General features: G+C 66.5%; 19 protein-coding genes. 1 reads left to right on the top strand and 18 read right to left on the bottom strand.

The features are described 5' to 3' along the window. Window positions 1-19 precede the first annotated feature (19 nt). The 4 genes from fba to BBTA_RS29985 are packed head-to-tail and all read right to left on the bottom strand — an operon-like array spanning window position 20 to window position 5133. Window positions 20-1102, bottom strand: coding sequence for a class II fructose-bisphosphate aldolase (fba, locus tag BBTA_RS29970; protein WP_012046249.1), 1083 nt, complete (start codon window positions 1100-1102; stop codon window positions 20-22). A gap of 54 nt (window positions 1103-1156) precedes the next feature. Beyond that, window positions 1157-3184, bottom strand: a complete 2028-nt coding sequence (gene tkt / locus BBTA_RS29975; protein WP_041750977.1) for a transketolase — start codon at window positions 3182-3184, stop codon at window positions 1157-1159. Next, entirely contained in the window at window positions 3181-4056 is an 876-nt protein-coding gene (locus tag BBTA_RS29980; RefSeq protein ID WP_012046251.1) for a phosphoribulokinase, read from the bottom strand. Before BBTA_RS29980 ends, tkt begins: the two co-directional genes overlap by 4 nt. 33 nt (window positions 4057-4089) lie before the next feature. Next, entirely contained in the window at window positions 4090-5133 is a 1044-nt protein-coding gene (locus BBTA_RS29985; RefSeq protein ID WP_012046252.1) for a class 1 fructose-bisphosphatase, read from the bottom strand. Between the two features lie 136 nt (window positions 5134-5269). On the opposite strand from BBTA_RS29985, the gene BBTA_RS29990 reads away from it, so the two are divergent. Next, entirely contained in the window at window positions 5270-6190 is a 921-nt protein-coding gene (locus tag BBTA_RS29990; protein WP_012046253.1) for a LysR family transcriptional regulator, read from the top strand. A gap of 48 nt (window positions 6191-6238) precedes the next feature. Here BBTA_RS29990 and bchJ read toward each other — a convergent pair whose 3' ends face one another. The 14 genes from bchJ to bchB all read right to left on the bottom strand — a co-directional run bounded on the left by bchJ (window position 6239) and on the right by bchB (window position 22546). Further along, window positions 6239-6943, bottom strand: a complete 705-nt coding sequence (gene bchJ / locus BBTA_RS29995) for a bacteriochlorophyll 4-vinyl reductase (protein ID WP_012046254.1) — start codon at window positions 6941-6943, stop codon at window positions 6239-6241. A gap of 171 nt (window positions 6944-7114) precedes the next feature. Continuing rightward, window positions 7115-8719: a magnesium-protoporphyrin IX monomethyl ester anaerobic oxidative cyclase gene (gene bchE / locus BBTA_RS30000; RefSeq protein ID WP_012046255.1), complete on the bottom strand. Its 1605-nt coding sequence runs from the start codon at window positions 8717-8719 to the stop codon at window positions 7115-7117. 94 nt (window positions 8720-8813) lie between these two features. Beyond that, window positions 8814-10025, bottom strand: a complete 1212-nt coding sequence (gene hemA / locus BBTA_RS30005; RefSeq protein WP_012046256.1) for a 5-aminolevulinate synthase — start codon at window positions 10023-10025, stop codon at window positions 8814-8816. Further along, a complete protein-coding gene (gene puhE / locus BBTA_RS30010; protein WP_012046257.1) occupies window positions 10022-11059 on the bottom strand; it encodes a putative photosynthetic complex assembly protein PuhE in 1038 nt (345 codons plus the stop codon). Before puhE ends, hemA begins: the two co-directional genes overlap by 4 nt. Window positions 11060-11072: 13 nt before the next feature. Beyond that, window positions 11073-12134 carry a magnesium-protoporphyrin IX monomethyl ester (oxidative) cyclase gene (acsF, locus tag BBTA_RS30015; RefSeq protein ID WP_012046258.1) on the bottom strand — a complete coding sequence of 354 codons (1062 nt, stop codon included), beginning with the start codon at window positions 12132-12134 and terminating at the stop codon, window positions 11073-11075. Then, the gene (locus BBTA_RS30020) at window positions 12131-12436 is read right to left on the bottom strand and encodes a hypothetical protein (protein ID WP_012046259.1); all 306 of its coding nucleotides are present in this window, start codon (window positions 12434-12436) and stop codon (window positions 12131-12133) included. Before BBTA_RS30020 ends, acsF begins: the two co-directional genes overlap by 4 nt. After that, entirely contained in the window at window positions 12433-12912 is a 480-nt protein-coding gene (gene puhC / locus BBTA_RS30025; RefSeq protein ID WP_012046260.1) for a photosynthetic complex assembly protein PuhC, read from the bottom strand. Before puhC ends, BBTA_RS30020 begins: the two co-directional genes overlap by 4 nt. A gap of 16 nt (window positions 12913-12928) precedes the next feature. Next, on the bottom strand, window positions 12929-13579 hold the full coding sequence (puhB, locus tag BBTA_RS30030) for a photosynthetic complex putative assembly protein PuhB (protein WP_012046261.1): 651 nt from the start codon (window positions 13577-13579) through the stop codon (window positions 12929-12931). Further along, window positions 13576-14358, bottom strand: a complete 783-nt coding sequence (gene puhA, locus BBTA_RS30035) for a photosynthetic reaction center subunit H (RefSeq protein WP_012046262.1) — start codon at window positions 14356-14358, stop codon at window positions 13576-13578. Before puhA ends, puhB begins: the two co-directional genes overlap by 4 nt. Before the next feature lie 19 nt (window positions 14359-14377). Beyond that, window positions 14378-15811 carry a BCD family MFS transporter gene (locus tag BBTA_RS30040; RefSeq protein WP_012046263.1) on the bottom strand — a complete coding sequence of 478 codons (1434 nt, stop codon included), beginning with the start codon at window positions 15809-15811 and terminating at the stop codon, window positions 14378-14380. After that, complete coding sequence (gene bchM / locus BBTA_RS30045) at window positions 15808-16509, bottom strand: magnesium protoporphyrin IX methyltransferase (RefSeq protein ID WP_012046264.1); 702 nt, start codon at window positions 16507-16509, stop codon at window positions 15808-15810. Before bchM ends, BBTA_RS30040 begins: the two co-directional genes overlap by 4 nt. A 13-nt stretch (window positions 16510-16522) precedes the next feature. Further along, entirely contained in the window at window positions 16523-17428 is a 906-nt protein-coding gene (gene bchL, locus BBTA_RS30050) for a ferredoxin:protochlorophyllide reductase (ATP-dependent) iron-sulfur ATP-binding protein (RefSeq protein ID WP_012046265.1), read from the bottom strand. Then, on the bottom strand, window positions 17425-21018 hold the full coding sequence (locus BBTA_RS30055) for a magnesium chelatase subunit H (protein WP_012046266.1): 3594 nt from the start codon (window positions 21016-21018) through the stop codon (window positions 17425-17427). The genes bchL and BBTA_RS30055 overlap by 4 nt, the downstream gene beginning before the upstream one ends. After that, window positions 20993-22546 (bottom strand): ferredoxin:protochlorophyllide reductase (ATP-dependent) subunit B, encoded by a 1554-nt coding sequence (gene bchB, locus BBTA_RS30060; protein ID WP_012046267.1) that lies wholly within the window; start codon window positions 22544-22546, stop codon window positions 20993-20995. The genes BBTA_RS30055 and bchB overlap by 26 nt, the downstream gene beginning before the upstream one ends.

A 22546-nucleotide genomic window follows, 5' to 3' on the forward strand; every position in this document is an offset into this window, starting at 1 on the left:
TGTCGTTGTGGTGTGGGTCTCACGCGGCCGCAGTCATTCCCCCAATTCGTGGATCGAGCGCGCCGGAGCGATAGCGTTTGGCCATCTCCGACAGCGGCAGCACCTTGATCTTCGAGGCATTGCCGGCGGCGCCGAACTGCTCGAAGCGCTCGCGGCACAATTCGCGCATCGAATCCATCGCCGGCTTCAGGAATTTGCGCGGATCGAACTCGACCTTCGACGACGCACCGACCTTGCGGAAGATCGCGGTCATCGCCAGCCGGCAATCGGTGTCGATATTGACCTTGCGTACGCCGTGACGGATGCCTCGTACGATCTCCTCGACCGGCACGCCCCAGGTCTGCGGCATCTCGCCGCCGAACTGGTTGAACATGTCCTGCAGCGCCTGTGGCACCGAGGATGAGCCGTGCATCACAAGATGCGTGTTCGGCAGCCGGCGGTGGATCTCCTCGATCACGTTCATGGCGAGGATCTCGCCATCCGGCTTGCGCGAGAACTTGTAGGCGCCATGCGAGGTCCCCATGGCGATCGCCAGCGCGTCGACCTTGGTGGCGCGGACGAAATCGACCGCCTGGTCGGGATCGGTCAGCAGTTGCTCGCGGCTGACCTTGCCCTCCAGACCGTGGCCGTCCTCCTGCTCGCCGCCGCCGTGTTCCAGCGAGCCGAGCACGCCGAGCTCACCCTCCACCGAGGCACCGACCCAATGCGCCATCTCGACGACCCGCCGTGTGATGTCGACATTGTATTCATAGTCCGCGGCGGTCTTGGCGTCGGCCTTGAGCGAGCCGTCCATCATGACAGAGGTGAAGCCGTATTTAATCGCCGTCGCGCAGGTCGCCTCGTCATTGCCGTGGTCCTGGTGCAGGCACAGCGGGATCTGCGGATACATTTCCTCGAGCGCGTCGATCATCTTCGACAGCATGATGTCGCCAGCGTAAGAGCGCGCGCCGCGCGAGGCCTGGATGATCACGGGGGCGTCGACGGCAGCGGCCGCCTCCATGATCGCGAGCCCCTGCTCCATGTTGTTGATGTTGAAAGCCGGCACGCCGTAGCCGCGCTCGGCGGCATGGTCCAGCAATTGTCTGAGCGTGATCCGCGCCATGGTTCGTCTCCGTCCCTGTTCGTGTGTTGTGTCGTGTCGCTCTCGGGCGTCCGCTCAGGACGCCCGCGCCCGGATGATGTTGCGCATGGCGGCATCGGCCACCGCCGCGGGCGTGATGCCGAACTCTCGGTACAGCACATCGGCAGGCGCCGAGGCGCCGAAGCCCTGCATGCCCACGAACTCGCCGCTGTCGCCGAGCCAGCGCGCCCAGTCGCCCTCGATGGCAGCCTCGACGCCGATGCGCGGCGCGTTACCGAGCACTTGAGCGCGATACTCCGCCGTCTGCTGGCGGAACAGTTCGAAACACGGCGCCGACACCACTGCAGCATGCACGCCTTCGGCCGCCAGCAGCTTCGCCGCCTCCAGCGCGATCGCCACCTCAGAGCCGGTCGCGATCAGAGTGACGTCGCGGCGAGTTTCCGGCTCCACAACCACATAGGCGCCGAGCGCCACCTTGTTGTGGTCGGATGCCTCGGTGCGGAAGGCCGGCAGCGCCTGGCGCGACAGGCAGAGCACCGAAGGCGAGGTTTCGGCGCGCAGCGCGCAGTCCCAGGCTTCCGCCGTCTCGACCGCATCAGCCGGACGGAACACCAGGAGATTGGGAATGGCACGCAGGCTGGCGACATGCTCGACCGGCTGATGCGTGGGCCCGTCCTCACCGAGGCCGATGGAATCGTGAGTCATCACATGGATGACGCGGATGCCCATCAGCGCAGCGAGGCGGATCGCCGGCCGGCTGTAGTCGGCAAAGGCCAGGAAGGTGCCGCCATAAGGAATGAAGCCGCCATGCAGCGCGATACCGTTCATCGCCGCCGCCATTGCATGCTCACGAACGCCGTAATGCACGTAGTTGCCGTCCATGGTCGCCGGCGTCACCGACTTGTGTGTCTTCGCCTTGGTCAAATTCGAGTGGGTCAGATCCGCGGAGCCGCCGAGCAGATTGGGTAGCACCGTCGCGATCACATCGATGACGTTCTGCGAGGCCTGGCGCGTCGCGATCTTCGGCCGCTCGGCCGTGAGCTGCGCGATGAACTGCGCCATGCGCTCGGTATAGGCCGCCGGCAGCTTCTTGTTCAGCGCATCGTGGCATGGCGAGCGGTCCGCAGTGCACAGCTTTCGCGCCCGCTCCTTCCAGGCCTGCCGCACGCTGTGGCCGCGCGCGCCAATCTCGCGCCAGCTCACCAGCACATCGGCCGGAATCTCGAACGGCCGGTGCGGCCAGTGCAGGGCGGCGCGAGTCTTCTCGACCTCCTCCGGCCCGAGCGGCGCGCCATGCGCCTTCTCCGAACCCTGGCGTCCAGGCGAGCCGAAGCCGATCGTCGTGCGGCAGGCGATCATCGTGGGCCGGTCGCTCTGCCGGGCCGCGGCGATCGCAGCCGCAATCGCTTCGGGATCATGGCCGTCGATACGGGACGTCGCCCAGCCCGAGGCGGCGAAGCGGCCGAGCTGATCGTCCGAACAGGCCAGTCCGGTCGAGCCGTCGATCGAGATGCCGTTGTCATCGAACAGCACGATCAGGCGGTTGAGCCGCAGATGCCCGGCGAGCGAAATCGCCTCGTGGCTGATGCCCTCCATCAGGCAACCGTCGCCGGCAATGACGTAGGTGTAATGATCGATCAACTCGTCGCCATAGCGCGCGTTCATCAGGCGCTCGGCCAGCGCCATGCCGACAGCCGTGGCGATGCCCTGCCCGAGCGGGCCGGTCGTGGTCTCGACGCCGGGCGTGTGACCATATTCCGGATGCCCGGGCGTCTTGGCGCCCCACTGCCGGAATCGCTTGATCTCGTCGATCGTGACCGCCTCGTAGCCGGTCAGATGCAGCAGCGCATAGAGCAGCATCGAGCCATGACCGGCCGACAGCACGAAGCGGTCGCGATCGGGCCAGGCCGGATCGGCCGGATCGAACTTCATGAAGCGCGAGAACAGCACGGTGGCGACGTCGGCCATGCCCATCGGCATGCCCGGATGACCCGACTTCGCCTTCTCCACGGCATCGATCGCCAGAAAGCGGATGGCGTTCGCCATCTCGGCGTGAGCCGGATCAGCCTTTGCGGCAGGCTTTTGCAGAGCAGTGGCGGTCATAGCGTGCGCCTCTTTCGGTCCATCAGTTGCATGATCATCGGTGTGAGAATGAGCTGCATGGCGAGATCGAGCTTCGAGCCATGGATCACGATCGAATTGGCGCGCGACATGAAGCTGCCCTGGATCATCGAGAGCAGATAGGGGAAGTCGATGCCGCGCGGGTTCTTGAGACGGATCACGACCATCGATTCGTCCGGCGTCGGGATCCAGCGCGCGATGAACGGATTGGACGTATCGACCGTCGGCACACGCTGGAAGTTGATGTCGGTCTCCGAGAATTGCGGGATGATGTAGTTCACATAATCCGGCATCCGCCGCAGGATCGTGTCGGTCACGGCCTCGGTGGTGTAGCCGCGCGAGGCGCGGTCGCGATGCAGCTTCTGGATCCATTCCAGGTTGATCACCGGGACGACGCCGATCTTCAGATCGGCATGCTGCGCGATGTTCACCTTCTCGGTGACGACGGCGCCATGCAGGCCCTCGTAGAACAGAAGATCGGAATCGTCAGGCAGCCGGCTCCACTCGGTGAAATTGCCCGGCCTCGTATCATAAAGCCGCGCCTCCTCCTCGTCGTGCACATAATGGCGGGTCATGCCCGTGCCGGTCTCGGAGTAATCGCGAAACGTCTTCTCGAGCTCCTCGAACAGATTGGTATCCGGGCTGAAATGGCTGAAGTGCTTGTTGCCGCGTTCAGCCTCCTCGACCATCTTGCGGCGCATCTCTTCGCGGTTGTAGCGGTGAAACGCATCGCCCTCGATATAGGCGGCCTTGACGTTCTCGCGGCGGAAGATGTTCTCGAAGGTCTTCTTGACCGAGGTGGTGCCGGCTCCCGACGAGCCGGTGATCGAGATGATGGGATGGCGACGTGACATGAACTTTCTCCGGAAGTCTCGCTCGGTGGCCGCTCAGCGGAACAGGCCGCGCCGCGCGAACAAAGGCGCATCGCTGGTCTCGAACAGCGGCTCGACGCCCTCATGCAACTGGTCGACGTCACGAACGAGGCGAACATCGCCCATGATCAGCGGCGCGCGCTGATGCGGTGAGCGCGCCGACAATTCGAGAATCCGCGAGCGGCCGCTCGACGCCGAGCCACCGGCCCATTCCATGATCAAAGCCATCGGATGGGCTTCGTAGACCAGCCGCAGCCGGCCCTCGCGATAGCCGGGGCGGGAATCGGCTGGATAGAGGAAGACGCCGCCACGCATCAGGATGCGATAGGCCTCCGCCACCAGCGAAGCGATCCAGCGCATGTTGAAGTCGCGGCCGCGCGGACCCGCGGCACCGGCCAGGCACTCGTCGACATAATTGCGCACCGTGCCGCTCCAGTGCCGGCGGTTCGAGGCGTTGATCGCAAACTCCGGCGTATCCTGCGGAATGCGCAGGCCGGACCTCGCCAGCACGAACTCGCGCAGCGTCGGGTGCAACACGTACAGGTCGACGCGATGGTCGATCGCGAGCACCAGGCAGGTCTGCGGTCCGTAGACGAAGAACCCGGCGGCGCGCTGCGCCGTGCCCGGCTCGAAGAAGCTGGAGAGAACGTCGCGTCCCCTGGGCCGGATCGAGAAGATGGTGCCGACCGAAATGTTGTTCTGCAGGTTGGAGGAGCCGTCGAGCGGATCGATCGCCACGCAAAGTGGGGCAGCAGCATTGACCGTTTCCGGCCGATCGACCTCTTCGGACAGGATGCCTGCCACCGGCGCCTTTCGGAGCGCGTCACGCATCAGATTGTCGGCGACGATATCCAGTGCCTTCTGCACGTCGCCGTCGGCGTTCACCGTCGCGGCGCCCTCATCGAATCCCGCAAGCGGCGCGATCGCGATCTGCCGGGCGAGCTCCCGCGCGGCGTCGGCGAGAGCCTCGATGACGGCGGCGCAGTCGGCGTCTGCATTCTGCAATGCGAGATGAGCCTGCAATGTTGGGCTTTGTTCCATGGGCCACTCCCTTGCCATCAGCTCCTCTATGGGGGGAGCTTGATGAAGCTGCACGAAGGCGTCGTGCGGCGCTGCTATGAACACTCGAATTGCACGATTAGGGAAATTTCAATATCTTTGGATCGGCCAAAGTTTTCCTTATGTCGAGAGTTCCATGAGCCGGCGCTTCTCCCGCGACCTCACCATTCGCCAGCTTCGCGCGCTCGTCGCGGTGCAAAACTCTGGGTCAGTGACCTCGGCGGCCGGCCGGTTGCATCTCACACAACCAGCGGTCACGCTGCAAATTCGCAATCTTCAGGAGCTCGCCGGGCTGCCGCTGATCCAGCGCACCGCCGACGGCATGATCCTGACCGAAGCCGGGCTCAGCGTGCTGGCTCTGGCCGAGCGCGTCGAGGCGGCGCTGCTGGATTGCGAGCAGGCCCTCGACATCCTGGCGGGCCGCAGCGGCGGCCGCGTCGCAATCGGCGCCGTCAGCACCGCGAAATATTTCGTGCCGTTTGCGATTGCGGAATTTTCGCGGCGTTTTCCCAAGATCGACGTCACCCTGCGGATCGGCAATCGCGACAGCCTGCGCGAGGCCTTGCGCGGCTATGATCTCGACATTGCCATCATGGGCCGGCCGCCCGCCGACATTCCGGTCGACATGCGGCCGTTCGGCCAGCATCCGCACATCATCATCGCCCCGGCGGGCCATCGCCTTGCACGCCGCAAGCGAATTGCCGCCGAGGACCTCGCAGACGAGGTTTTCATCACGCGTGAGCCTGGCTCCGGGACGCGGCTGCTGATGGAGACCTTTTTCGAGAAGAAGGGGCTGCATCCGAAGACCAGCATGGAGATGGACAGCAACGAGACGATCAAGCAGGCCGTCATCGCCGGTCTCGGCATCGCCTTCATCTCGCAGCACACCGTGTCGCATGAGCTGAGCGAAGGGCGGCTGGTCATCTTGCGGGTCACCGGCCTGCCGATCATCCGGCAATGGCATGCGGTGCGGCGCGCCGACAAGCTGCTGCTGCCGCCGGCCCAGGCGATGCTGGATTTCTTCGGCAAGGAGGGCGCACGCTTCCTGCCGCGATGAGAACCATGTCCGAAGCTGGCGCATCCTCGCTTCGGGCATGATGTCGTCTCACCAGTCGATCTCGAACCGGCAGGCGGAGGCGCCGGTCGCCTGGCAACTGATCTCGCGGGCACGCGCATGGGGGTGTACCAGCTCGGCGAACAGCGTCGCGAACGTCGCGGCGTAGAAGTCGCAGAGGGCATGGTCGGCGCGCTGCCCCCGGCACAGCGGACAATGGCTGATGTCGTAGATCGTCGGCTTTCCGGGACGGGCGGTGAAGCGCCCGGTGCCGGCAAAGGTCCAGGCATGGGCCGAGATGGCGCGCGACAGCGCATGGCTGGCGAGCCGCGCCGGCAGCAGGCGAAGCAGGCGCTGGGCTGCCGGCGGGATGCGATAAGCGAGCAGATAGGCAGCCGTCAGTTGCCCCGCTTTGATGCTGGCCGCGCGGGCCGAATCCTCGTCCAGCGCGGCGCGAAGCGCGCGGTGCAGGCGGATTACCTCGGCTTCATCGACCATGTCGGCCGGCGGCGCGGTCAGATACGCCTCGAGCCCCGCGGTCGCGAACACGCTGCGCGCGGCCGCATCGCCTCGCTGCAGGCGCAAGGCCTCCGCGGTCTGGATGATCGCATTGGGGCCGATGCGCCCAGTGGGGTACAGGCCGTAGGATTGGTGCTTGAAAGGGGCCGCAGGCCCGTCATCGTCCGCCGAGACGCCCGCCTCCGCCGGGCTGCTCGGAACGACAGCTGGTCTTGCGGCACGACCGATGCCGCTCATGACGGGGCGCCCCGGGTGAGGCCCCCGCCCGACGATGCTTCGCATGGCCGGGAGGCCCATGAGACCTGGAATGGCACCCGGCGCGAAGACCGTGCAGCAGCAAGCGAGACGCGGCCGCGCACGGCGCCAGCCCGCGGCAGCTGAGTGTGCTGAGCGCGCCTGCCGTGCATCTCAATGCACCCTCGTCTCGGCCTCTTCGCTCATCTGCTCGGTGCCGCCGCCGCAGGCCATGACCTGCGCCTGCTGCGGTCCGGTCAGCTTGCGATTATGGCTGGTCTTCCATTCGACCTTGCCGGGCTCGGCCCGCTTGCGCGAGGTGTCGAAGCCGAAATCGACCTTGCCCTTCGACTGCGGGCCCCAATAATTGACCCGACCCAGATCGTAGAATTTGCGCTCGAAGCCGGACTTCAGGAACGCCTTGAGGCAGCCAAGCAGATAGCGGCGGCGCTCGCCGGAGCCGGCCCAGGGATAGGAGAACAGCGCCTTGTGCATGTAGAAGCGGCGATAGTTATTCATGACGCCGTCGAGCAGCTCGCCGCGATCCATCGCGTCCGGCTTCATGATCGGCGTGACGAAATTGTATTTCTCATAGTCGAAGATCTCGACCTTGTCGCCGAGGTCGCGAAACAGGTCGGAGAACGGCCACGGCGTATACATCGCCCAGTTGGCGAGATCCGGCTTCCAGTCGCGCGCCATCTGGTAGGTCTCTTCCAGCGTCTCGCGGGTCTCGTTCTCCAGCCCGACGATGAACTGCGCCTCGACGACGATGCCGGCGTCGCGCAGGAGCTGGATCGCCTTCTTGTTCTGCGCGACCGTGGTCTCCTTGTTGAAGCGGTCGAGCTTCATCTGCGCCGCGGCTTCGGTGCCGAGCGAAACATGGATCAGGCCGGCCTTGCGGTACAGCGGCAGCAGCGCCTCGTCGCGCAGGATGTCGGTGACGCGGGTGTTGATACCCCAGAGGATCTTGAGGTCGCGGCGGATCAATTCCTCGCAGAACGCGACGAACTTCTTCTTGTTGATGGTCGGCTCCTCGTCGGCCAGGATGAAGAAGCCGACATCGTGTTCGCGCATCAAGGTCTCGATCTCGTCGACCACCTTCTTCGGGTCACGGATGCGATAGTCGCGCCAGAACTTCCACTGCGAGCAGAAACTGCAGGTGAACGGACAGCCGCGCGCCATGTTGGGAATAGCGACGCGCTTATTCATGGGAATGTAGATATATTTGCTCCATTCGAGCACGCTCCAGTCGGGCGTGATCGCATCGAGGTTCTTCACCGTCGGCGCCGCCACGGTCGCCACGACCTCGGTGCCGTCGCGATAGGCGATGCCCTTGATGCTGCGGCGATCGCGTTCCCAGCGGCCGTCCTCGCGCGCCCGCATCAGGTCGACGATGATCTCCTCGCCCTCGCCGCGCACGATGGCGTCGATCCACGGCGCCTCGGTCAGCACCTGCTGATACATGAATGTGGCGTGGATGCCGCCGAGCACCGTGAGTGCTTCAGGGTGCTCCTCCTTGGCAATCTCCAGCAGCCGCTCGGCCTTGTAGATCGAGGGGGTGATCGCGGTGCAGCCGATCACGTCGGGCTTTTCGCTGCGCAGGATGGCGCGGACCTGCTCCTCGGAGAGGTCGTTGGTCATCGCGTCGATGAAGCGGAGATCGGTGAAGCCAGCGGCCTTCAGGGCCCCGGAGATGTAGGCTGCCCAGGCCGGTGGCCAGTTGCCGGCGATCTCAGCGCCGCCGGAGTGATAATTCGGATGCAGCAACAAAATCCGCACGGCGCCCTCCCCGATTGTCAATTTGTTATTACAGCCTAACGTCAGGCTAAATTGACAAATTGATCTGGCTCAAACGCCGCGCGAAAGTGTCACCTCAAGCCGCCTGAGCCAGCCCCATCTCGGCCCAGATTTCCGACAGCGCCGAGACCAGATGCTCGATGTCGGCGTCGCTGTGATAGGGCGACGGCGTGATGCGCAGCCGCTCGGTGCCGCGCGGCACCGTCGGATAGTTGATCGGCTGCACATAGATGCCGTAGCGATCGAGCAGGATGTCGCTGATCCGCTTGCACAGCACGGGATCGCGCACCATCACCGGAACGATGTGGCTGGGATTGTCGAGGTGGCTGACGCCGGCCTCGTCGAGGCGGCGGCGCAGCCGCGCGACGCGATCCTGGTGCCGGGCGCGCTCGACATGGCTGGCCTTGAGGTGGCGGATGCTGGTCAGCGCGCCCGCGGCCACCGCCGGCGGCAGCGAGCTGGAGAAGATGAAGCCGGAGGCGAAGCTGCGCACGAAGTCGCAGACCGTGTTGGACGCGGTGATGTAGCCGCCGATGACGCCGAACGCCTTCGCCAGCGTGCCCTCGATCACGGTCAGCCGATCCGCGACGCCGTCGCGCTCCGAAATGCCGCCGCCGCGCGGGCCGTATAGGCCGACGGCATGGACCTCGTCGAGATAGGTCATCGCGTTGAATTCATCGGCGACGTCGCAGATATCCGAGATCGGCGAGATGTCGCCATCCATCGAATAGACGCTCTCGAACGCGATCAGCTTCGGCACCTTCGGATCGAGGTCCGACAGCTTGTCGCGGAGATCGGCGACGTCATTGTGGCGCCAGATGCGGGTTTCGCAGCGGCTGTGGCGGATGCCTTCGATCATCGAGGCGTGGTTGAGCTCGTCGGACAGGATCACGCAGCCGGGCATGCGTGCCGCCAGGGTCGACAGCGAGGTCCAGTTCGAGACGTAGCCGGAGTTGAACAGCAGCGCCGCCTGCTTGCCGTGGAGATCGGCGAGCTCGTCCTCGAGCAGGATGTGATAATGATTGGTGCCGCTGATGTTGCGGGTGCCGCCGGCGCCGGCGCCACAACGGTCGAGCGCCTCGTGCATGACTTCCAGCACCTTCGGATGCTGACCCATGCCGAGATAGTCGTTCGAGCACCACACCGCGACGTCGCGCTCGCCATGGGGACCGCGGTAGGTCGCGATCGGGAAGGCGCCCGCCTTGCGTTCGAGGTCGGCGAACACGCGGTAACGCCCTTCCCGCCGCAGGCCGTCGAGCTGGCGGCGGAAATAGTCTTCGTAGTTCATGGTACTCCCCCCTGTGCTGTCGTATTCGGATCGACCGGTGTCGTGATGGATGCTGCGGCCAGTCCGGTGATGGTCTGCGCCTGCGCCTCGGCGCGGGCTTGGCGATAGGCCTGGCGAAACTGCTCTTCGAGCCGTTGGCGGGCCTGGGCTGCGGCGGTCTTCTGCGCCGAGACCGGGCGCTCCGGTGGCGTCGGCACGACGGCAAGCACGGGCCGCACCATCGGCGTGACAGGAACAGGCGCAGGCGCGGCAGCAACGGCAGCGATCGCCGGCATGACCGGCTCGACCGGCGCGCTCCAGCGCCAAAGATTGATCACCGGCATCGGCAGCGCCATGAAGCCGTGTTCGAGCAGGCCGAGCGCGATCAGCGAGGCCAGCAGCGACAGCGCCACGCCGTCGAACGAGGATTTCGCGCCGAGCGCGGCGGCCGCGACCAGCACCGTCGCAGCGAAAGCTGCCGCGAGCGAGAACGGAAACAGCAGGTTGATCGACTTCTTCGCAAAGTAGCTGCGCATGAAGCGCACCTGTTGCGGCAGGAGCTCGTCGTTCAACGTGCGGACCCCGAGGAACAAATTGATCTTGGCGCTCTGCCTGAGCACCAGCAGCGCGGCGAAGGTCCACCAGCTCAGGCGGTTCGGCGCGCCTGACGTGACCGCGAACACCAAACCCGCGGTCGCGATCAGCGCCAGCTCGTGATAGGCGATCGCCTGCAGAGCGAAGCCGATGCGGGACGCCGGCGTGCAGTCACCAGGGCACGGCTCCGGCCGCGGCCCGGTGATCCAGCCGGCGAGCAGCGACATCTCCACCGTGCCCCACAGCAGGATCGCGCAGGTGAAGGCGCAATAGGCGTTGGCATCCTCGGCGGCTTGGCTGGAGACCGCCACCCCCGACAGGGCCGCGGCGAAGGCCGCGGCCGTGCCCCATTTGAACGCGGCCGGATGACGGGCGGCGAGCCCGACCAGCGCCAGCACGGCGCCGGTCGAGAACCACCAGACGAACACGACATAGGGAATGGCAATCGCGGTCGCGCCCATGTCCGGCTCCTTGTCACCAGGCGGGTTGCAGCCTGATCTCCCGTGGCAGCTCGTTGCTCTTGGCCGGCAGCATATAGAGCCGGCCGAAGGTCAGCGCCGCCTTGAGCGGCAGCACGGCACGCTTGATCGCCCCCATGACCCCGCCCTGCGCCTTCGCATCGGCAATCGCCTCCGACACCTTGCGCAGCTGGTTCAAGCCGGCCCAGAAGCGCGGATTGTCGATGTCGAGCATGACCGGGAAGACCTGGCGCGAGATCTCCGAAGTGATGCGGAAGACGCGCATGTCGTACTCGTCCACGGGCATGCCGAGCGCTTCATAAAAGGCCGGCCGCATGTGGTCGCGCACATGCATGGTGGCGAACACCGCGAGCAGGAAGAACTTGATCCAGAGCTTGTTGAGCCCACTGAGCAGCTTCGGATCGGCGCGCATCAGAAGCGCGAACGCCTCGCCGTGGCGGAACTCGTCGTTGCACCACCTCTCGAACCACTTGAAGATCGGGTGGAACTGGCGCTCGGGGTGGCGCTCCATCTGCCGATAGATCGTGATGTAGCGGGCATAGCCGATCTTCTCGGACAGATAGGTCGCATAGAAGATGAACTTGGGCTTGAAATAGGTGTACTTCTTCACCTTGGTGAGGAAGCCGAGGTCCACGCCGATGCCGTGATCCTTGAGGATCTCGTTGATGAAGCCGGCATGGCGGGCCTCGTCGCGGCTCATATAGGAGAACAGCTCGCGGATATCTGGGTTGGTGATCCGCTTCTTGATCTCGGCATAGAGCACGCAGCCGGAGAACTCGGCGGTCAGCGACGACACCAGGAAGTCCTTGAATTCCAGGCGGAGCGCCTCGGGCAGTTCGTTCAGATCCTTCTCGAATTCCGGCGTGCGCACGAAGTGCTTGCGGTTGTGGTCGGCGCGCAGCTCGGCCATGACCGCATCCCATTCGCGGCGCACCAGATCGACGTTGAGCCGGTCCATGGCCGCAAAATCCGTGGTGTAGAAGCGTGGCGTGAGGATCGTGTCCTCCAGCGCCATCTTGGTGGAGATGTTCCCGGCTCCGCCTTCCATCGCGATCATCTGACCCTCCCGTCCGAAAAGCTGACGTCGTACAATTCCGTGAGCTCGAGATAGCCCGCGACGTGCATCATTGCGCGCTTCCAGGGCCCGGCCCGCACCACCGTCGCGGTCCGGCGCAGGTTGAGCTGCTCGCCGAACTTGACCGTGATCGGCTCGCCATGGATCACGACCTCGTCGCCCGGGCGGATGCCGACGTCACGGTCGAGCGTGACATGCGCATGCAGGGTCTCCGAGGTCTGCTCGACCTCGATGCTGCAGCCGATGTCGAAGCGGCGCGGTTCGCTGGCCCATAATCCTCTCATCGCGTCTCTCCCATCGTCATCAGCTCCGCAAAGCGCCGCTTGTTGTCGGCTCCGAACGGCGCGAGATCGACGCGCCGCCCGGTCGCCGGATCGTCCAGGCTCAGACGACCGTCGGACCAGCGATTGATCGTGAACGCCGGTCCCGAGCCGATCGCGTGACGCTGGCGATCGAACGCCATGCTGCGCAACACCGTGCGCAGCAGGCCATCGCCGCCGGCCTCGACGACTCCGACGACCTTGCCGCTGTCAGGCGACACGACGGAGATGCCGCCATCGGGGCGATCCTCGAACCGCAGCGCCACCGTCTGCACGGCAGCGACGTGATCGTTGCGCACGGTGCCCATCCCCGTGAGGCGACCGACGCCGGCCGCGACCAGGGCAAAGGCAACCAGCGCGAAGGCCGCGCGTAGCGCGCCCTTCGGAATGATGATCTCGGCTTCGCCGTGATCCTCGACATGGCCCTCGGCTTGGCTCATGACGTCCTCCTCCTCGTTACGCCGCGCTGACGACCGCGCCCGCAGGCGCACCCTGCGGCTGGCCATCGCCTGCCGGCAGCGGCTGGGCCGCACCAACACCATCCGACGCCGCAACCAAGGCCTTGGCGAGGATCTCGGCGACGTTGCGCGCGTCAGGCACGCCGCGCAGCATCGGCTCGACCTCGTTCAACCGCCACGGCCGCGCATGGGGCCACAGCAGCAGGTAGGACAGCCGCTGCTGGGCGGTGACGCCGAGCGGCAGGTCGCCGGAACCATCGGAATGCAGTTTCACATCGGCGCGGACGACCTGCTTGAACGGTACATTCAAGGTCATCGGCAGCACGGCACCGAACTGCAGCAGCACGCGCCGGCTGGTGATGGTGTAGCGGGTGGTGCGGCTGTAGAGTATCGCGAGCCCGGTGAGCAGCAGCGTCGCCAGGGCCACCGGCGTCACCAGCGACGAGGCGCTGGCGACCGACGCCGCGAGCGGCTGATGATCGAGCACGCCCGCCACCACCCGCGCGCCGAACAGCGCCGCGAAATAAGCCAGCACCAGGCGCAGGTGGAAGACCCGCAGCAGCAGCGCCTTCACCGTCGGCTGTCCTTGCCAGAGCAGTCGCTCGCCTTGCGGCAGCAACAGCTGGTCTTGCTCCCCACGCGGACTCACAGCAGCGGCTCCTGGCGTGCAGCGGTCGCGTAGAGATGTCCGCCACCGAAATAGCCGACGATCTTGTCCTCCTCGAGCTTGGTGACCTGGTCGGGATTGGCGAGGCCGGGCACGTTGGCGAATTGCGAGCCGAGGATGGCGTCGACCAGCACCGCCTTGCGCGACTTGTCGACCACCGCCATGGTCATCGGCAGCAGCACGTGGCGGCCGACGGTGCCCTCGACCTCGACTTCGAGATACCGGATCAGCATCTCGGCGCGGTCGACCCAGACCTCGCGGATCTTGCCGCCGAGTTGGCCGTCGCAGCCGAACACCGGCATGCCGCGCGGATCCGGATCCTCCGAGGCGATGAAGATGCTGCCGTCGACGCGCAGCGGCACGATCGCCGGGATGTTGTCCATGGTCAGCTCCGGCTCGTCCCTGCGCGCGGCATAGGAGCCCGGGCCGACGCCGTCGAGCATCGGATTGCCGGTCGGCAGATAGGGCGTGCCCGGCCACGAATACATCGGCGTCACCGGCGCATCGGCGCGGTCATTGTCCCGGTTCGGCAGGGTCGCGGTGCGCCCACCATGCATGTGATAGGTCTTCGGCGACGGCGGCGTCGGGAAGCCGTGACCGCTCGATGCGGTCTGCCGGCCGATCCGGCCTTCGAACTGCAACGGATAGCCTTCGCGCTTGTCCTCGGTGCGCAGGTAGAAGATCAGGGCCGCGAAGAATATCCAAAACCCGTAAAGCACCACCTGGGCGACATCGATGTAGCTCGTGAAAGACGTCTGCATGGTTTCCTCCCCGACTGGGCTAACCTGGAAATTCAGCTATTCCGAATTGCAACTGTTGTGGCGATGACGGCGCGTGGCGCCGCACCAGCGGTCCGATGACCGCGAGCGTGACGAACAACAGGCCGATCTCGATGTGGTAGACGATGCTGTAGCCGGTCGCCGGCCCCGCCAGAGCGACGCCGAGACGGCCATCCAGCGCGAGTTGCGACATCACATCGCGAATGGCGCCACCGCCGGCGATCGCAACGCCGGCGGCCGTCGCCTGCACCGCGCCCCAGGCCCCGAGCGCAAGCCCGCTCTCGCCGTTCTGCACGAGCGCCATGGCCGCCGTCAGCGTGCCCACCGCGAACAGACCGCCGCCGAAGCCGATCGCCGTCGTGCCGATCCGGAACAGCAAGGGCGAGGCCAGCGGCGCCGAGAAGATCACGCAGGAGAAGGCGAACAAGCCGACGAGCCCGCCGAGCGCCGCGATCCGATATGGATCGGCGCCCTTGCCGAGACGGCGCGCCGAAAGGCCGAAGCCGACCAGCGTGCCCGCCGCGAACAAGGCGGTCAGCGCCGTGGTCTCCCCGACCGTGAGATGCAGGATCTCGGCGCCGTAGGGTTCGAGCAGGATGTCCTGCATCGTAAAGCCCGCGGTGCCGAGCCCGACGGCAACCAGCACGCGCAGCGAACCGCCGGCCTCGCGGAAGTGACGCCAGGAATCGCCGAAGCGCGGCCGCTCGCGGGCAGCCGAGGTGCGCGACGGATCACGCGCCTCCTGCTTCCACAACGCGATGACATTGAGCACCATCTCGGTCACCGCGGCGCCCTGGATCACCTGGATCAGACGCATCTCGCTGAACTCGGCGAGCAGCCCGCCGAAGGTCAGCGCGCTCGCCATCATGCCGAACATCAGCATCACATAGAGGAACGCAACGACGCGCGGCCGCGAGTGCTCGGGTGCGATGTCGGTGGCGAGCGACAGGCCCGCGGTCTGCGTGGTGTGCAGCCCGGCACCGACCAGCAGGAAGGCCAGCGCCGCGCCGATGCGGCCGGCGATCACCTGGCCCGGCGCATCGCCCGACGACAGCAGTAGCAGCGCGAACGGCATGATCGCGAGGCCGCCGAACTGCAGCAGGGTTCCCATCCAGATGTAAGGGACGCGGCGCCAGCCGAGCACCGAACGATGATGGTCGGACTTGAAGCCGATCAGCACGCGCAACGGCGCGAACACCAGCGGCAGCGCCACCATCGTGGCGACCAGCCAGGAGGGCACGCCGAGCTCGACGATCATGACGCGGTTGAGCGTGCCGTTGAGCAGCACCACCGAAATGCCGATCGAGACCTGGAACAGCGACAGCCGCATCAGGCGCGACAGCGGCAGTTCGGTCGAGGCGGCATCCGCAAACGGCAGATAGCGCGACGACAGCCGCGTCCACAGTTGCAGCAGCGATGGTGCGCGCGCGCTCATGACGGGCGAAGCTCCAGCGCTTGCGAGATGTAGAAGCCGTTGGCGATGCGGCAGTTGCGGGCGCAGCGCCAGTCGGCGAGATCAGGGTGATCGGCGATGAGGCGGTACAGCTTCTGTTCCGTAACCGGCTCGATCGCCGGCGCGCGATTGCCGCGCGGAAACACGCCGCCGACCGCATGCATGACGGCGAGCAGCGGCGTCCGAGGCGCGTAGGTCATCAAGATCGATTCGGAGGTGCGCGCGGCCAGACCAGCCACGATCCGCACGGCATCCTCGGCGCGGTAGTGAATGAACGAATCCATTGCCACGACGAAGTTGAAGCCACCGTGCCGGGGATCGAGCATGTCGCCGGCGACGAAGTGGATCGCATTTCGGCTGATGTCGTCGGGCAGCCGGCGCCGTGCGATCTCGATCAGGGTCGGCGAGATGTCGACGGCAACGACCTCGGCGCCGCGCCGCGCCGCCTCGATCGAAAAGCTGCCGGTGCCGCAGCCGGCATCGAGCAGCCGCGCGCCACGCAGATCGAGCGGCAACCAGGACAAGAGTGTCCGCCGCATCTCGTCGCGGCCGGCGCGCACCGTGGCGCGGATGCGGCCGACCGGCGCGTCGGAGGTCAACCGCGTCCAGGCGGCGACCGCGGTGCGGTCGAAATAGGTCTCCACTTCACTGCGGCGGGCGAGATATTCCGCTGTCGTCATCGCGTAGCCCCACTCAATCGAAGCCAAGGAGATCAAAGATGTCGCGGTCCTTGAGCGGCACCGCCTGCATCGGCTCGACGCCGGCGAGCAGCGACGCCGCGAGGCGCAGATACTCGTTCTGGGCGCGCTCGACGTCGGGCGAGGGCTCCATCTCGAACAGCGTGCACTTCTTCAGCCGGCTCTTGCGGATGACGTCGAGATCGGGAAAGTGCGCCACCGTCTTCAGGCCGGCACGCTCGTTGAACTTGTCGATCTGGTCGGTGGCGGCGCTGCGGTTGGCGATGACGCCGCCGAGCCGCACCGGATAGTTGCGCGACTTGGCCTGGATTGCCGCCACGATGCGGTTCATCGCAAAGATCGAGTCGAAATCGTTCGCGGCCACGATCAGCGCGCGGTCGGCATGCTGCAGGGGGGCAGCGAAGCCACCGCAGACGACGTCGCCGAGCACGTCGAAGATCACCACATCGGTGTCCTCGAGCAGATGGTGCTCCTTGAGCAGCTTCACCGTCTGGCCAACGACATAGCCGCCGCAGCCGGTGCCGGCCGGCGGACCGCCCGCCTCCACGCACATCACGCCATTGTAGCCCTGATAGACGAAGTCCTCGGGGCGCAGCTCCTCGGCGTGGAAGTTGACCTGCTCGAGGATGTCGATGACCGTGGGCACCAGCCGCTTGGTCAGCGTGAAGGTGGAGTCGTGCTTGGGATCGCAGCCGATCTGCAGCACGCGCTTGCCGAGCTTGGACAGCGCGACCGAAAGGTTCGACGACGTCGTGCTCTTGCCGATGCCACCCTTGCCATACACCGAGAACACCTTGGCGGTGCCGATGACGACGTTCGGATCGAGCTGCACCTGGACGCTGCCGGCGCCATCGGGGCGTCGCGGCGCGGTTGTCAGCGGCGGTCTCAAGGTCACGTTCATGCGGCAACTCCTACGCCTTCGAGGCGATCTTCGAGCTCTTCACCGGCCTTGCGCAGCACGTCGAGCATGTCGGGGTCCGGGGTCCAGTAATTGCGCTCATGCGCCTCGATCAGGCGGTTGGCGATCTTCGCCGACGCAGCCGGATTGAGCGAGGCGAGCCGCTCGCGCATCGCGGGGTCGAGCACGAAGGTCGTGGTGATCTGCTGATAGACCCAGGGTGCAACCTGGCCCGTGGTGGCCGACCAGCCGACCGTGTTGGTGACGTGCGATTCGATCTGGCGCACGCCCTCATAGCCATGGGCGAGCAGCGCCTCGTACCATTTCGGATTGAGCGTGCGCGTGCGCGTCTCCAGCGCGACCTGCTCCGACAGCGTGCGCACCGTGCCCTCGCCGCGGGTCTGGTCGCCAATATAGACCGGCGCCGCCTCGCCCTTGGCGCGCTTCACCGCGCGGCTGATGCCGCCAAGCGTATCGAAATAATGATCGATGGTGGTGACGCCGAGCTCAACCGAATCGACGTTCTGATAGGCGGCATCGACGCCGGCGAGCACATGGCCGAGCAGCGCATCGCGGCGTACGGGGCGCCCGTCGGTGCCGTAGGCAAATCCCTTGCGCCGCGTGTAGACGTCAGCGAGTTCGTCCTCGTCGGTCCATGCGCCGCAGTCGATCAGCTGGTTCACATTGGCGCCATAGGCGCCCTCGGCATTGCCGAACACGCGCAGCGCCGCATCCGCGAGCTCGCCGCCGTGGGCGGCCTGGAAGGCGAGCGCGTGCTTGCGCACATAGTTGGCCTGGGCTGGCTCGTCGGCAGAGGCCGCGAGCAGCGCGGCTTCGGCGAGCAACCTGGTCTGCAGCGGCATCAGGTCGCGGAAGATGCCGGAGAGCGTGATCACGACGTCGATGCGCGGGCGGCCGAGCCGCTCCAGCGGGATCAGCCTGGCGCCGCAGAGACGGCCATAGGAGTCGTGGCGCGGCTCGGCGCCCATCAGCCACAGCGCCTGCGCGATCGGGCCCCCCTCGGTCTTGAGATTATCAGTGCCCCACAACACCAGCGCGATCGTCTCCGGCAGCCCATGGCCCTCGCCGGCATGGCGCGCGAGCAGCCGCGCGACCTGGCGCTCGGCGTCCTTGAGCGCGAAGGCGCTGGGAATGCGGAACGGATCGAAGCCATGCAGGTTGCGCCCGGTCGGCAGCACGTCGGTGTTGCGCAAGAGATCGCCGCCCGGCACTGGACGAATGTAGCCGCCGTCGAGCGCGTGCAGGATCGCCGGTGTCTCGCTATCCGTCGCCAGCAGCCGGTCGAGCTCGGCGCGCTTGCCAACATCGGTGATGCCGGCGAGGTCGAGCAGCTCGGCGCGCTGCGCCTCGGGCGGCGGCGAGCCGACGACGTGCAGGCCGTGCGGGATCAGCGAATATTCCAACTCCAGCACACTTGCCGAGAGCGATGCGATCTGCGCGTCGCGTTCATCGCCCCAGACCGGCTCGGCGACGGCGAGATCCACCGCAGCCGCCTGCGCCTGAATCAGCGCGGCGCTGTCCGCGCGCACCTGCTCGGTCGCATCCGGCGACAGATTGCGCCATGCGTCGAGCGACGACTTCAGGTCGGCAAGCCCCTTGTAGAGGCCGGCGCTGGTGATCGACGGCGTGAGATAGCTGATCAGCGTGGCGCCGCCGCGGCGCTTGGCGAGCGCGCCTTCGGACGGGTTGTTCGACGCATAGATGTAGAAGTTCGGCAGGTCGCCGATCAGCCGCTCCGGCCAGCACTCGGCCGACAGGCCGGTCTGTTTGCCCGGCATGAACTCGAGCGCGCCATGGGTGCCGAAATGCAGCACCGCGTGGGCGCGGAAATCCTCGCGCAGCCAGCGATAGAACGCCGCGAACGCATGCGTCGGCGCGAAGCTGTGCTCGAACAAGAGCCGCATCGGATCGCCCTCGTAGCCGAAGGCGGGCTGCAGGCCGACGAACAGGTTGCCGAACTGCTCGCCGAGCACCAGCAGGCTGGAACCGTCGCTCTGATGGCGGCCGGGCGCCGGGCCCCATTGCTTCTCGATCTCGGCGAGATGCCGCTCGCGCCGCACATGCTGGTCGACTGGAATGCGCGCCGCGACATTGGCCGCCGTGCCAAACCGCTCGGCATTGCCCTTCAGCACCCGCGCACGCAGCTCATCGACCGAGGCCGGCACGTCGATCGTGTAGCCCGCCGCACGCAGCGAGGTCATCACATTGTGCAAGGACTCGAACACCGACAGATAGGCGGCCGTGCCGGCCGCGCCGCCATTCGGCGGGAAGTTGAACAGAACAGCTGCGATCTTGCGCTCCGCCCGCGCCGAGCGGCGCAGCTCGACCAGCCGGCCGACACGCGCCGCGAGTTGGGCCGCGCGCTCCGGCAGCGAGGCCATGTCGCGGCCGGCATCGGCCATCGCCGAGCGGCCGCCGAACACGGTCGGACCGACCGCGCCGTCGAGCTCGGGGATCGCGACCATCATGGTGGCTTCGACCGGCGTCAGGCCGCGCGCATCGGCGTGCCACTGCTCGACGGTCTGGAATTCGAGCGGATGCGCCGCAATCAGCGGCACGTCGAGCCCGGCCATGACCTCTTCGGCCGCGCGGGCGTCGTTGTAGGCGGGCCCGCCGACCAGCGAGAAGCCGGTGAGCGACACCACGGCATCGACGGCCGCGACGCCGTCCTTCTGGAAATAGGCCTCGATCGCCGGGCGCGAATCGAGGCCGCAGGCGAACACCGGCACGACCGTGAGCCCGCGCGCCTCAAGTGCCGCGATCACGCCATCATAATGCGCGGTGTTGGCGGCGAGCAGATAGGAGCGCATCAGGATCACGCCGACGCGGCCGACCGGCTTCGCCAGTGCGGGCAACTGGTCCGCCCGCTCCACGATCCGCTGCGGCAGCCGCGGATGATAGAGGCCGACATCCGGATAGGTCACCGGCTCGGCCGCATTCAGCTTGCCGCGCAGCGAGGCGCGCGGACCGTCGGCGTAGCGGCCGACGAGATAGCGTACCATGTTCGCAAAATTCTGCTCGGAGCCGGCGAGCCAATATTGCAGCGTCAGGAAGTAGGCGCGCAGGTCCTGCGCGGTGCCGGGGATGTAGCGCAGCAGCCGCGGCATCCGCTGCAGCATCTTCATCTGGCCTTGTCCGCTGGAGGCGCCACCGGGCCGGCTGCTGCCGCGCAGACGCTTCAGGAGGCCGAGCACGCCCGTGGCCGAGCCCGCCATCGTCAGCTTGCCGAGACGGGTCAGGCGCACCACCTCGCCGGCCGAGAGACAGCCGATCATCGCATCGCAATGGTCGCGGCGGGCCTGCAGCGCAGGCAGCACCGGCTGGATGTGATCCTCCATGAACAGCATGGTCGCGACGACGATGTCGCCGGTGGCGATGTCGGCAAGGCAATGTTCCAGCGCTGTCGGATTGCAGCCCCACTCGTCGGCCGCATGAACCTTCAGATCGAGGCCCGGCAGCTCCGCCTGCAGGGTCGTGCGCGCGCGCACGGCAGCCGAGGCGAGATGGCTGTCCATCGTCACGATCACCACCCGGATGGGTGTGACGTCAGCGACCGAAATGCGCTTTGGCATCGTACAAGGTCTCGAGTGTGATCAGATTGACGTTGCGCTCGCGCGCGAAGCGTTCGGTGTTGCGGCGGGCCTTGCCGCGCACGAAGAAGGGAATCTTGGTCAGCTCGCGCTCGGCATCGGAAGCCCAGGCGAGCTCGGTCGAGGTGACGGTCTCGACGACGCGCAACGGCGCGGGTGCCGGCGCGGCGGATGCGGCGCCGAGATGCGAGGGCGCGTGATCGGCGAATTCGTGGTCCTCGCGGAACATGCCGAGCAGATGCTCCTCCAGGCCCATCATCAAAGGATGCACCCAGGTGTCGAACAGCACGTTGGCGCCTTCAAAGCCCATCTGCGGCGAGTAGCGCGCCGGGAAATCCTGCACATGGCACGGCGCCGAGATCACGGCGCAAGGAATGCCGAGCCGCTTGGCGATGTGGCGCTCCATCTGCGTGCCGAGTACGAGTTCCGGCCGCAGCTCGCCGACGCGGGCTTCGACCTCCAGGTAATCGTCGGTAATCAACGGCTCGACGCCGTAGACGGCCGCAGCCTCGCGGATCTCCCGGGCGAATTCGCGGGCATAGGTGCCGAGACCGACGACCTCGAAGCCGAGCTCCTGGGTCGCGACGCGCGCCGCGGCGACCGCATGAGTCGCGTCGCCGAAGATGAAGACGCGCTTGCCGGTGAGATAGGTCGAGTCGACCGAGCGCGAATACCATGGCAGGCGGCTCTCGCTGCGCGCCAGGACCGGCGATGCATCGACACCGGCGAGCGCCGCGACCTCCGCAATGAAGTCGCGCGTCGCCCCGACGCCGATCGGAATCGTGCGGGTAAAGGGCTGGCCGAACTGGCGGTGGAGCCACTGCGCTGCCGTCAGCGCGATCTCGGGATACAGGACGATGTTGAAACCGGCCTGCGGCAGGCGGGCGAGATCGGCCGGCGTCGCGTTCCAGGGCGCGACGACGTTGATCTCGATGCCGAGCTCCACAACCTGCCTGGTCACTTCCGCGAGGTCGTCGCGGTGACGGAAGCCGAGCGCCGTCGGACCAAGCAGGTTGCAGACTGGACGAGCGCCCGCCTCCCGTTCACGGCGGGGGGAGCCATCAGCGGAAGACGCAGCCAACGCCCGTACAATCCGGTAGAACGTTTCCGAGGCGCCCCAATTCTCCTTGCGCTGATACGCCGGCAGTTCGAGCGGGATCACCGGAATCGGAAGCTTCAAGGCCTGCGCGAGCCCGCCGGGATCGTCCTGGATCAGCTCGGCGGTGCAGGACGCGCCGACCAGCATCGCCTGCGGCTGGAAGCGCTCATAGGCGGCGCGCACCGCGCTCTGCAACAGGTCAGCCGTGTCGCCGCCGAGATCGCGCGCCTGGAACGTGGTGTAGGTGACCGGCGGCCGACGGTCGCGGCGCTCGATCATCGTGAACAGCAGATCAGCGTAGGTGTCGCCCTGCGGCGCATGCAGCACGTAGTGCACGTCGCGCATGGCCGTCGCGATGCGCATCGCGCCGATATGCGGGGGGCCCTCATATGTCCAGACCGACAGCTGCAT

The sequence above is a fragment of the Bradyrhizobium sp. BTAi1 genome (assembly GCF_000015165.1).
Taxonomy (GTDB): domain Bacteria; phylum Pseudomonadota; class Alphaproteobacteria; order Rhizobiales; family Xanthobacteraceae; genus Bradyrhizobium; species Bradyrhizobium denitrificans.

Bases quoted from the DNA above. Each gene is read 5' to 3' on its own strand.
- BBTA_RS30040 (WP_012046263.1), bottom strand. From the start codon at position 15,811: ATGAGCGCGCGCGCACCATCGCTGCTGCAACTGTGGACGCGGCTGTCG.
- bchL (WP_012046265.1), bottom strand. From the start codon at position 17,428: ATGAACGTGACCTTGAGACCGCCGCTGACAACCGCGCCGCGACGCCCC.
- puhC (WP_012046260.1), bottom strand. From the start codon at position 12,912: ATGAGCCAAGCCGAGGGCCATGTCGAGGATCACGGCGAAGCCGAGATC.
- puhA (WP_012046262.1), bottom strand. From the start codon at position 14,358: ATGCAGACGTCTTTCACGAGCTACATCGATGTCGCCCAGGTGGTGCTT.
- bchM (WP_012046264.1), bottom strand. From the start codon at position 16,509: ATGACGACAGCGGAATATCTCGCCCGCCGCAGTGAAGTGGAGACCTAT.
- hemA (WP_012046256.1), bottom strand. From the start codon at position 10,025: ATGAACTACGAAGACTATTTCCGCCGCCAGCTCGACGGCCTGCGGCGG.
- tkt (WP_041750977.1), bottom strand. From the start codon at position 3,184: ATGACCGCCACTGCTCTGCAAAAGCCTGCCGCAAAGGCTGATCCGGCT.
- fba (WP_012046249.1), bottom strand. From the start codon at position 1,102: ATGGCGCGGATCACGCTCAGACAATTGCTGGACCATGCCGCCGAGCGC.
- acsF (WP_012046258.1), bottom strand. From the start codon at position 12,134: ATGATCGCGATGGAAGGCGGAGCCGGGAACATCTCCACCAAGATGGCG.
- BBTA_RS29985 (WP_012046252.1), bottom strand. From the start codon at position 5,133: ATGGCAAGGGAGTGGCCCATGGAACAAAGCCCAACATTGCAGGCTCAT.
- bchB (WP_012046267.1), bottom strand. From the start codon at position 22,546: ATGCAGCTGTCGGTCTGGACATATGAGGGCCCCCCGCATATCGGCGCG.
- bchJ (WP_012046254.1), bottom strand. From the start codon at position 6,943: ATGAGCGGCATCGGTCGTGCCGCAAGACCAGCTGTCGTTCCGAGCAGC.
- BBTA_RS29980 (WP_012046251.1), bottom strand. From the start codon at position 4,056: ATGTCACGTCGCCATCCCATCATCTCGATCACCGGCTCGTCGGGAGCC.
- BBTA_RS29990 (WP_012046253.1), top strand. From the start codon at position 5,270: ATGAGCCGGCGCTTCTCCCGCGACCTCACCATTCGCCAGCTTCGCGCG.
- BBTA_RS30020 (WP_012046259.1), bottom strand. From the start codon at position 12,436: ATGAGAGGATTATGGGCCAGCGAACCGCGCCGCTTCGACATCGGCTGC.
- puhE (WP_012046257.1), bottom strand. From the start codon at position 11,059: ATGGGCGCGACCGCGATTGCCATTCCCTATGTCGTGTTCGTCTGGTGG.
- BBTA_RS30055 (WP_012046266.1), bottom strand. From the start codon at position 21,018: ATGCCAAAGCGCATTTCGGTCGCTGACGTCACACCCATCCGGGTGGTG.